Source organism: Nocardiopsis protaetiae (assembly GCF_045446735.1).
GTDB classification, from domain to species: Bacteria; Actinomycetota; Actinomycetes; order Streptosporangiales; family Streptosporangiaceae; genus Nocardiopsis; species Nocardiopsis protaetiae.
This window is the reverse complement of record NZ_JBJJBV010000281.1, coordinates 1-10,291: the sequence shown is the minus strand read 5'-3', so window position 1 is coordinate 10,291 and position 10,291 is coordinate 1. Positions and strand designations below refer to the sequence as shown.

At 74.1% G+C, this 10,291-nt stretch carries 7 protein-coding genes; 5 read left to right on the top strand and 2 right to left on the bottom strand.

Annotated elements, in window-relative coordinates:
- Positions 1 to 49: 49 nt before the first annotated feature.
- Both ACJOT3_RS29115 and ACJOT3_RS29110 read right to left on the bottom strand, forming a co-directional pair.
- On the bottom strand, positions 50 to 1,804 hold the full coding sequence (locus ACJOT3_RS29115; protein ID WP_406976330.1) for a substrate-binding domain-containing protein: 1,755 nt from the start codon (positions 1,802 to 1,804) through the stop codon (positions 50 to 52).
- Between the two features lie 417 nt (positions 1,805 to 2,221).
- Positions 2,222 to 3,964 carry a substrate-binding domain-containing protein gene (locus tag ACJOT3_RS29110; protein WP_406976329.1) on the bottom strand — a complete coding sequence of 581 codons (1,743 nt, stop codon included), beginning with the start codon at positions 3,962 to 3,964 and terminating at the stop codon, positions 2,222 to 2,224.
- Between the two features lie 500 nt (positions 3,965 to 4,464).
- Between ACJOT3_RS29110 and ACJOT3_RS29105 the strand changes: the two genes are divergently transcribed.
- From ACJOT3_RS29105 to ACJOT3_RS29085, 5 genes are all read left to right on the top strand, one after another.
- Positions 4,465 to 5,121, top strand: coding sequence for a hypothetical protein (locus ACJOT3_RS29105; protein ID WP_406976328.1), 657 nt, complete (start codon positions 4,465 to 4,467; stop codon positions 5,119 to 5,121).
- A 73-nt stretch (positions 5,122 to 5,194) separates the two neighbouring features.
- A complete protein-coding gene (locus tag ACJOT3_RS29100; RefSeq protein ID WP_406976327.1) occupies positions 5,195 to 6,061 on the top strand; it encodes a TrmH family RNA methyltransferase in 867 nt (288 codons plus the stop codon).
- A 66-nt stretch (positions 6,062 to 6,127) separates the two neighbouring features.
- Positions 6,128 to 7,048: a 2-hydroxyacid dehydrogenase gene (locus ACJOT3_RS29095; protein ID WP_406976326.1), complete on the top strand. Its 921-nt coding sequence runs from the start codon at positions 6,128 to 6,130 to the stop codon at positions 7,046 to 7,048.
- A 58-nt stretch (positions 7,049 to 7,106) separates the two neighbouring features.
- Positions 7,107 to 8,774, top strand: a complete 1,668-nt coding sequence (locus ACJOT3_RS29090; RefSeq protein ID WP_406976325.1) for a bifunctional 3'-5' exonuclease/DNA polymerase — start codon at positions 7,107 to 7,109, stop codon at positions 8,772 to 8,774.
- A gap of 164 nt (positions 8,775 to 8,938) precedes the next feature.
- Positions 8,939 to 10,105: a C40 family peptidase gene (locus ACJOT3_RS29085; protein ID WP_406976324.1), complete on the top strand. Its 1,167-nt coding sequence runs from the start codon at positions 8,939 to 8,941 to the stop codon at positions 10,103 to 10,105.
- Positions 10,106 to 10,291 lie beyond the last annotated feature (186 nt).

Genomic DNA, 10,291 nt, shown 5'->3' with positions numbered 1-10,291 from the left:
CCCCTTCTTCAGGTGCGGTCCCTGCGCTGCCCGCGCCCCCGGGACCCGGTCAGTTCGTGGGCTCGGAGATGCGCAGCGAGAACGCCTTGATGAAGATGTCGCCGATCTCCGTCGGGTCCTCGGTCATGTACGAGGCGCCGCCGGTGGCCGCCGCGATCTGCTGGAGCGGCTCCAGGTTCTGCACGTCGGGGCCGAACGCGATGGTGATGATCGGGATCGGCCGGGACGGGCTGGCGATCGCCTCGATCTGCGTCAGCAGCTCCTCCAGCTTCAGGCCGCCGGGGTTGTCGTTGTCCCCGTCCGTCAGCATCAAGATGACGTTGTTGCGGTCGGGCCGGTAGGTCCGCGACATCTCCTGGTAGGCGGCCAGGTAGGTCTCGTACAGCGCCGTGTCGCCCTGGGGCAGCGGCTGGAGGCCGGCCAGCGCCTGGGCCAGCACGGCGCGGTGCTCGGTGCCGTCGTCCCCGGTCGCCTGGAGCTCGCGGATCGGCGCGATCTCCTGGTAGTGCAGGTTGTTGTTGACGTTGGTGGAGAACTTCCACAGGCCCAGCTCAGAGCTGGGGGAGAACATCTCCAGGCCCTGGGTGGCGGCGGCGCCGGTCACCTGCATGCGGGTCATCCCGGTGCCGGGCACCTCGGCCAGCATCGACCCGGAGATGTCGACGATCGCGAGCACGCGCGAGTCCATCTTCATCTGGTTCCAGGTGCGGGTCAGCTCGGTGATCGAACCCTCGGAGGGGGTCGGCAGCTCCTCGGGGGGCAGCTCCCGGAAGCCCTGGTCGCCGCTGAGCACGGAGGCGTCGATCTCGCCCTCGGGGCCGCGGAACCCCTCGGCGAGGATGTGGGCGCGCGCCGACTCCGCGCGGATCGCGGTGCGGAACTCCTCGGCGGCGCGGGTGAGGCGGCTGTCCTCGGTGCGGACGAGGTAGGGGTAGTCGAGGTAGTAGGTGCCGCCTTCGAGGTACTCGACCTGGACGGAGGCCTCGTCGTAGGCGGAGTTGTAGCGCCAGGCGGCCTGCTCCGACATCACCATGAGGGGCGGGGCCTCCTCGCCGCCGCCGCTGAGGGCCAGGAAGGCGGCCTCCTCGTCGGGGGAGGCGCCGCGGTGCAGCGATTGTAGGGCGGCGGTCATGGCGGCGTTGAAGGTGTCGGTGTCGGGGCTGGCCTCCTCCAGGGCCCCGGACAGCAGGTAGAGGGTGCCCAGGCCGGTGGAGCTGCGGGCCGGGTCGACGACCCGGACGGTGCGCTCGGCCGTCTCACCGGGCGCGGTGGTCGGCACGACGTCCATCCAGGTGGCGGGCTCGTCGGTGGCCTCGGAGTAGGCGGCGAGCTCGGTCACCACCAGCGGGCTGCGGGCCACGGAGGTGCCGGTGTCGGTGAGGACGGCGTCGCCGGACTGGTTCTGGACCATGCGCGGCCACACCGAGGAGTCGGGGATCCACACGTCGGAGTCGGTGTCGCCCATGGTGGCGCCGGAGCCGGTGATGCCGAAGGCGACGTTGGCCGAGTCGACCTGGCGGACCTCGACGTGCACGCACCGGCCGTCGACGGCGGTGTCGGTGAGGTTGAAGTCGCGGGCGACCGCGTCGACGGCGGGCGCCAGCTCGGGGCTGACGGCCACGTCCAGCCGGATGTCGGAGCCGCCGCAGCCGCCGGAGTTGCCGAACATGTACACGCCCACGCCGGCCAGGCCGACGACGATCACGAGGGCCGCGGCCAGGGCGGCGATGGCCCCGCCGCGTCCGCGGCGGCGCCTGGACCGACCGGAGGGTTCTTCTGCGTATCTTCCGCGGTGACGTCCCACAGCTTTCCTCACGGGGTGGTGTGTTCGGACGAGAGTCGTCCAGGGGGATGGTGCCGTTACTGGAGTGGTCCGCCGGTACCGGTACGGGTGCCGGTGCGGGGCGGATCGGTGGGCCGGGACCGGGAGGGCGTCGGCCCGACCGCAAGGGTGTTACTGGTGGGAAAGGTACTCAACCTTCCGGAGCGGGTGGAGACGGTGTGTACCGGTCCATTCCGGTCGCGCGGGGGCGTGACGCGCGCCGCGCGCCCGTGCAGCCCCCGTCACCTTGGGAGATCCGTCCGGGGGGAGGCATCCGCCTTCCGGGGAAGTGGTTCGACCGAAAACCGATTCCGATACGGAATCGAGACCGTTTTCGGTCGGACCGCATCCCCTGGGGCGGCGAGGGGATACCCCTGGTCCGTACCTGAGAAAAGCGCGTCAATTGTCGCAATTGGGGACGCAGAGGCGGCGCGAGATCGAGCTGAGGAAGATGTCGCCGATCTCGTCCGGATCGTCGGTGACGAACAGCGAGCCGCTGGTCGCCCCCGCGATGGCGCGCAGCTCCTCCCGGTCGGCCTGCTCCCCGAAGGCGATGATGAACAGGCTCACCGGCCGCGCCGGGTCGAACCGGTCCTGCAGGGCCGCCACCAGCTCCCCGTGCGACAGGTCGCTGGACCCCTCGTCCTGGCCGGCGGTCAGCAGGATGACGCTGTTGATCTTGTCCTCGTGGTAGACGGCCTGGACCTCGTCGTAGGCGGCCAGGATGTTGTCGTACAGCCGCGAGCCGCCGCCCTCCACGTCGATGGTCTGCGCGACCCCGATCAGCTCCTGGCGCCGGGTGACCTCCCGGCCCTCCTCGGCGTCGCCCAGGCGGTGCATGTCGGCGGCCTCCTCGCGGCCGGACTCCCCGTACTCCTCCGACATCAGCCACAGGCCCATGTCGGTGGCGTCGGGGAACAGGCCCAGGCCCATCAGCGCGGCCTGCCGGGCGGCCTCCATCCGGGTCTGGCCGTCGTCGCCGTTGAGGTCCTGGGCCATGTTGCCCGAGACGTCGGCCAGGACCAGGGTGCGGGAGGGCATGGACAGCCGGTTCCAGTCGGTGACCGAGGCCAGCAGGGCGTCGCCGGTGAGGTCGCCGTGCACCAGGGGGGCCGTCGCGGTGATCCCGGGCTGGGCCGCCAGGGCGCTGGACGCCTCCCCGTTCGGGTCCCGGAACCCCAGCTCCCGCAGGCGGTCGCGGTAGGTGTCGCCGCGCAGCACCTCGTACAGGTCGGCGGCGGCCGAACGCAGGGCGGGGGTGTCGGTGGTGGTGACGTAGGGGTAGTCCAGGGAGACGGTCCCCTCCCGCGGGTAGTGCGCCCGCAGCTGCGGCGCCGTCCCGGAGCGGTTCGCGTTGTAGGACACCACCGCCTGCTCGGGGACCACGATCACCGGGGCGGGGCGCGACCCGTCGCGGGCGGCCCCGGTGAAGAAGGTGGCCAGGTCGATCTCGCCGAACGCGCTGTCGGTCTGCACGTCGCGCACGAAGTCGGTCATCGCGGTGTCGGCCGCGTCCCCGCCGCCCAGGTGGCGCCGCACCGCGTGCATCACCGTCATGCCGTCGGCGCCGCGGTTGGGGTCCACCATGACCAGCGGCCGGTAGGGATCGCGCTCGCCGGGCAGCACCACGGTCCAGTCGGTCTCGTCGGGGGCGGGCATGCCCTCGGTCCCCTCCGGGGCGGCCAGCACCACGGGGGAGGAGGCCAGCGAGGGCGGGTCGGTCTCGATGCCGTGGGTGCCCCCGGCGGACATGCGGGTCAGCTCCACCCAGGCGGAGGACTCGGGCACCCACACGTGCGGGGTGATGGTGGAGTCCGCGCCGGGGCCGCCGGCCAGGGCGGTCATGATCCGGTGCGGGGCGATCTCGTCCACCTGGGCGTACACGCAGTCCCCGTTGTAGGAGGGGCGCTCGGCGTTGAACTCGGTCGCGGCCTCGCGCAGCATCGGGGCCAGGCTCTGGGTGGCCGACACCCGCAGGTAGCGGGTCTCCCCGCAGCCGAGCGCGCCGATCCCGAGGGGGACGGCGATCGCGGCCGCCACGATGAGCGCTACGACGACGGCGCTGATCCCCAGCGGCGACCGCACCAGCCGGCGGGTCGTCGCGAAGGTCGGTGAGGGAAGTCGGTGACGTCCACTGGACACGGGCACTCCGGGGCGTTGCTGCGGCCGGTCCCCACGGGGCGCGGCGGGGGGTGCGGGGGAGTCGGCGCGGACAGGGGACAGGGACACGGGGCGGGGACACGGGGTGCGGCGCCGGGCACCTCGAACGGCCGGAGAGCGAACCACCGCGCGCCCGGTGGCGTCACACAGGGTGAAAAGGGTTCATAACACCCTACGGCCTCTATGACCTGAGCCACTCTCCGCCATTGTCATCAGGACCTTACTCGTTGGTAACGCGGGAACGGAAGAGGCGGCGGGACCGGACGGGAGGGCACCCGGACCGGCTCCGCCCCCGCGGCCGACGACGGTCTCCCCCGACCCGAGTGGGGTGATCTCTTTGTTACCGTGCTCACCGGGGAGCACAGCAGTGTTCCCGTTAGGCTTAGGCCCCGCTGCAGGAGTCCGCCCCGGCACATACTCCCCATGGCCGCCGGCGCACACCGCGGAACCTCCCGTGACCGACGACCCCCGAGGGTTTTCGCATGTCCCTTGATCGTGATCACCGGCGCCGAGGATCGCTCGGCACCGCTCTGCTCGCCGGCGCGTGCTGCGCCGGCGCGGTCGCCTACGGCGTGATCGTCGGCCCGTCGATGCTGCCGCCGCAGCAGGACGTGCAGGCCGCCACCGCACTGAGCCCCGACCTGGCCGGGCTGGACACCGAGCCGGCCGGCGACGAGGCGAGCGCGCCGCGCGGGCCGATCGGCACACTGGAGATCCACGTCAGCGACCGCGACCGCGCCTGGGTGCAGACCCTGGAGTGCACCGGCGACGCCGAGGCGGACGCGCAGGCCTGCGCCGACCTGGCCGCCGTCGCCGCCGAGTTCCACGGCGAGCCCGCGGGCAGCGCCGAGCACCCCAGCTCCGGCGAGGGGACCGAGCCCACCGAGGAGGCGGCCGACTCCGAGACGATCGACGGGGTCCCGGCCGAGCCCACCACCGCCGCGCTGCCCGGCAGCGCATCGCTGTTCACCGAGGTCAGCGAGGGCACCGTGTGCACCGACAAGCTGTACGGTCCGCAGGAGGCCACGGTCGTGGGCGTGTGGGAGGGCTACGAGGTCGAGACCACGCTCACCCGCAAGGGCTCCTGCGAGGAGGCCCGCTGGCAGCGGCTGCGCCCCCTCACCGACCAGATCATGTAGCGCCCCCCGGCCGGTGCCCCGCGGCGCCGCCGCGGGATCCCCGGGGAGCGGGGAGCGGGGATAATCGTCGTCCATGCACGCCATCGAGATCGACGACCCCGAAGACCCCCGGCTCGCCGACTACACCCGGCTGCGGGACGTGAACCTGCGCCGCCACCTGGAGGCCGAGCACGGCCTGTTCATGGCCGAGGGGGAGAAGGTCATCCGCCGGGCCGCGGCCGCAGGGTACGCCCCGCGCAGCTTCCTGCTCACCCGGCGCCGCGCCGAGGCCCTGGCCGGGCTGGTCGCCGACGCCCCGCTGTACGTGGTGCCGGAGGAGACCGCCGAGCGGCTGGTCGGGTTCGACCTGCACCGCGGCGCCCTGGCCGCCTTCCACCGCAGGCCGCTGCCCTCCCTCAAGGAGGTCCTGGCCGGGGCGCGCGGCATCGTCGTGCTGGAGGACCTGGTGGACCACACCAACGTCGGCGCGATCTTCCGCAGCGCCGCCGGACTGGGCGTGGACGCGGTCGTGCTGGCCCCGCGCTGCGCCGACCCGCTGTACCGGCGGGCGGTCAAGGTGTCGATGGGCGCCGTGTTCACCCTGCCCTACACCCGGCTCGACGACTGGTACGGCGGCCTGGACGAGCTGCGCGCCGCCGGGTTCCACCTGATGGCGCTCACCCCCGGCGAGGGCTCCCTGCCGCTGCGCGCGGCGCTGGCCGGGGTCGGACCCGAACGCGGCGTGGGCCTGCTGCTGGGCACCGAGGGCGACGGGCTGTCCGCGCGCTGGCTGGAGCGGGCCGACGCCCGCGTGCACATCCCCATGTCCGGCCGCGACGTCGACTCGCTCAACGTCACCGCGGCGGCCGCGGTCGCCTGCTACGAGCTGGCCCAGCGCGACGGCGGCGTCGTGCACCGCGGCGGGGGCGGGGACGGCGCGGGGGCCGGGGCCGGGGGCTGACCGGCCCGGACACGGCCCGGGAGGTATAGCGTGGCGGCGGACGTACGCCGAGGGGGAGGACCACGCATGGCAGGCCGGGCACTCGTGCAGTGGGAGGAGAACCGCCGCAACGCGCCGCGGGCGCTCACGGTGGACATCTACGCCGGGGGACCGGCGCCGGAGGGGCTCGACGACGTCGGTTTCTACCAGGTGCCCTACGCCCCCTCCACCCAGGGCGTCGACGAGCGCCTGGACATCATCGGCCGGATGCCGAAGCTGGAGGTCCTCCAGCTGACCTCGGCCGGGTACGAGCACGTGCTGGGCCTGATCCCCGACAGTGTCACCCTGTGCAACGGGCGCGGCCTGCACGACGCCAGCACCGCCGAGCACGCGCTGTCGCTCATCCTGGCCGCCCAGCGGGACCTGCCGCGGTGGGCGCTCGCCCAGCACGGGCACCGGTGGGGTTCGGCGCCGCTGCGCTCCCTGGCCGACCGGCGGGTCGTCATCATCGGGTACGGCAGCATCGGGCAGGCCATCGAACGCCGGCTGCTGCCGTTCGAGACCGAGGTCGTGCGGGTGGCGAGCCGGGCCCGGCCGGAGGAGGACGTGCACGGCGTGGCCGAACTCCCCGAGCTGCTGCCCCAGGCGGACATCGTCGTGCTGGTCACCCCGCTGACCGAACGCACCCGCGGGCTGTTCGGCGCCACCGAGTTCGCGCTGCTGCCCGATGACGCGCTCGTGGTCAACGTGGGCCGCGGCCCGGTGCTGGACACCGAGGCGCTGCTGGCGCAGAACGGCCGGGTGCGCGCCGCGCTCGACGTCACCGACCCCGAGCCGCTGCCGGCGGACCACCCGCTGTGGGACGCGCCCGGCGTGTTCGTCACCCCGCACGTGGCGGGCGGGTCGGCGGCGTTCTACCCGCGCGCCCGCGCGTTCATGGACGCCCAGCTCGCCCGGTGGGCGGCCGGCGAGCCCCTGGAGAACGTGGTCCGGCCCGGTAGCCGTTAGGACGGGGCCGGGTTCCGGTCGGCCGCCGATCGTCGGTACCGGGGACCAGAATGGACCCATGAGGATCGCGGTGGCCGCCGACGGCGAGGGCGGCGGACGGTTGCGCCCGCTGGACGGGGACGGCCCGGAGCGGCGGGTCGACGACCTCGCCGCGGCCGTCCGCGCCGCCGAGGCGCAGGCCGGCACCGCCGCCGACCGGCCCCGCTGGGTGTGGGCCGACACCCGCGACCTCTACCCCGACCTGGTGCGCGCCGGGGTGCGGGTGGAGCGCTGCCACGACACGGCGCTCGTCGAGGCGCTGCTGCTCGGCCACGAGGGCCGCCACGGCGAACCCCGCTCCCTGGGCGCCGCCTGGTCCCGGCTGCACGGCCGCCCGGTGCCCGCCGACCCCCACGAGCCCGCGGGGGAGGGCGCGGCCGCCCAGCCCGCGCTGTTCGAGGCCGACCGCTCCACCCTGCCCCCGGACGCCGACCGGCTGGACGCCCTCGCCGAGGTCCACGCCGACCAGCGGCGCCGCCTGGCCGCCCTGCCGCCCGGCATGGACCTGCTGGCCGCGCTGGAGTCGGCCGGGGCCCTGGCCGCCGTCGAGATGTCCCACGAGGGCCTGCCCTGGCGGCCCGACCTGCACGACCGCATCCTCACCGACCTGCTGGGCCCGCGGCCCCCGGCGGGCCGGCGCCCCCCGGTGCTGGCCGACCTGGCCGCCCGCATCGGCGAGGCCGTCGGCCGCGAGGTCAACCCCGACTCCCCGGCGCAGGTCCTCAAGGCCATGGCGTGGATCGGCCACCCCGTCGCCACCACCCGGGCCCGGGAGCTGGAGACCGTCGACCACCCGGTGGTCCCGCTGCTGCTGCGCTACAAGGAGCTGTCGCGGCTGCACTCGGCCAACGGCTGGGCCTGGCGGGACACCTGGGTGGACGAGCGGGCGGGCCCGGACGGGGTGCGCCTGGGCCGGTTCCGCCCCGACTACGTGGTGGGCGGGGTCGTCTCCGGACGCTGGGCCACCCGGGGCGGCGGCGCGCTGCAGATCCCCAAGGCGGTGCGCGGCGCCGTGCGCGCCGACCCCGGGTGGGTGCTGCTGCGCGCCGACGCCGGGCAGCTGGAACCGCGCGTCCTGGCCGCCGTCTCCGGCGACACCGCCCTGGCCGAGGCCGCCGCCGAGGACGACCTGTACGCCCGCCTGGCCGTGCACACCGGCGACGACCGGGCCCGCGCCAAACTCGGCCTGATCTCCGCCATGTACGGCCAGACCGGCGGCGACGCGGCCCCGCTGCTGGCGCTGCTGCGCCGCCACTACCCGCGCGCCCTGGAGTACGTGGACTCCGCCGCCCGCACCGGGGAGCAGGGCGGGGTGGTGCGGTCCTGGCTGGGCCGCACCTCGCCCCGGCCCACCGGGTGGGAGCGGCGCACGGCCGGGCCCGACGGGGAGCGCCGGCGGCGGGCGCACGGCCGGTTCACCCGCAACTTCGTGGTGCAGGCCGGGGCCGCCGAGTGGGCGCTGGTGCTGCTGGCGTCGCTGCGGCTGTCGATGCCCGGGGCGGTGGTGTTCTTCGTGCACGACGAGGTGCTGCTGCACGTGCCCCGGGAACGCGCCCAGGAGGCCGTTCACGCGATCGACGCCGCCCGGGAGCGGGCGCGCACTGTCCTGTTCGGGGACACTCCGGTACGATTCCCCCTGGCCGTGACCGTTACAGAGGACTACGAAGGCACCCCCCGACCCCGATGACCCCCTGAGCAGCCCATATCGGGACGTCCGATATCGGACGGCGTGGGCTTCTTGCAAAGGTGTCCAGGTACACCCATTCTTGGACTCGGAACGTCATCGGAAAGGCGCGCGCCGTAGGGGTCCCCCACACCCCGGGTGGTTCAGAGAAAGGGTGAGACATCCCCGTGCGGAGCCGTAGATCTGCTTGCACCACGGCGGTCCTGGTGGCCGCCTTCACCGCGTTCGGGGCGGCTCCGGCCTGGGCCGACCCGGTCGTGGAGGACCGACCCCCCATCAGCGAACAGGTCTCCCCCGACGCCCCCAGCGGGGGCGACCCCCGCCCGGCCCCCCAGGCCACCGCCTCCCCCGAGGTCGCCGACCCCGACGACCTGGACCACAGCGCCTACGTCGCCCCCTTCCGCGAGGCGCGCAGCATCGAATACTTCGTGGTCGCCCAGAAGACCCTGCCCGCCGCGGCCGTGGACGCGGTCCGCGAGATCGACGGCGTCGAGCACGTGCTCACCGTGGACGCCGCCCGGGTCCTGGTCGAGGACCAGGCCACGTCCGTGCTGGGCGTGGACCCCTCCACCTTCCGCAACCACGCCCCCGAGCCCTCCGCCGAGTCCGACGACATCTGGCAGGGCGTCGCCGAGGGGCGCATCGCGCTGTCCAAGGACGTCGGCACCGAGCGGGAGCTGGAGGTCGGCGGCGACGTCACCGTCACCGGCGGCCGCGGCGAGGTGCCGCTGGAGGTGTGGACGCACGCCACCTCCGGCATCGCCGGGATCGACGCCCTGGTCTCCCGGGAGACCGCCGCCGCGCTGGGCATGCCCGAGGGCAACGCGCTGGTGGTGTCGGCCCCCGAGGCCGACCTGTGGGACCTGTACGAGGACCTGGGCGAGGCGCTGGGCGAGGAGGTGTCGGTCCAGCTGGTGGGCGACGCCCCCGAGCCGGCGGTGGACGGCGACGCCGTGCCGCCGACGGTCATCGAGCGGGTCATCGCCCACGCCGAGTCGCAGCTGGGCGTCCCCTACGTGTGGGGCGGGACCACCCCGGGCGTCGGGTTCGACTGCTCGGGCCTGCTCCAGTGGGCGTTCCGCGAGGCGGGCGTGGACATCCCGCGCGTCACCCACGACCAGTGGAACGCGGGCGAGCGCATCGCCTTCGAGGACATGGAGCGCGGCGACCTCATCTTCTGGCGGTCGGACCCCACCGCGCCCGACTACATCTCGCACGTGGCGATCTACCTGGGCGACGGCATGATGCTGGAGGCGCCGCGCAGCGGCCTGAACGTGCGGGTCACCCCGGTGCGCACCGCCAACTACGCGGGTAGCGTCCGCGTCCACACCTGATCGTTACGTTCCGCGAGGCGCCGGTGGGGCTCTGGAGGCTCCGGAGGAGCGGTCTGTGGCCGGGCCGTCCGTTGAGGACCTTCCGATCCTCGACGGGCGGGCGAGGACTGTGACGGAGGGGCCACTGCGCCCCCTGAAACCCATTCCCGCCCTCAAAAGCGCCGAGCACGGCAAAGGAGAAGGCTG

Coding starts and splice junctions, on each gene's coding strand:
- ACJOT3_RS29105 (WP_406976328.1), top strand. CDS start 4,465: ATGTCCCTTGATCGTGATCACCGGCGCCGAGGATCGCTCGGCACCGCT.
- ACJOT3_RS29095 (WP_406976326.1), top strand. CDS start 6,128: ATGGCAGGCCGGGCACTCGTGCAGTGGGAGGAGAACCGCCGCAACGCG.
- ACJOT3_RS29090 (WP_406976325.1), top strand. CDS start 7,107: ATGAGGATCGCGGTGGCCGCCGACGGCGAGGGCGGCGGACGGTTGCGC.
- ACJOT3_RS29100 (WP_406976327.1), top strand. CDS start 5,195: ATGCACGCCATCGAGATCGACGACCCCGAAGACCCCCGGCTCGCCGAC.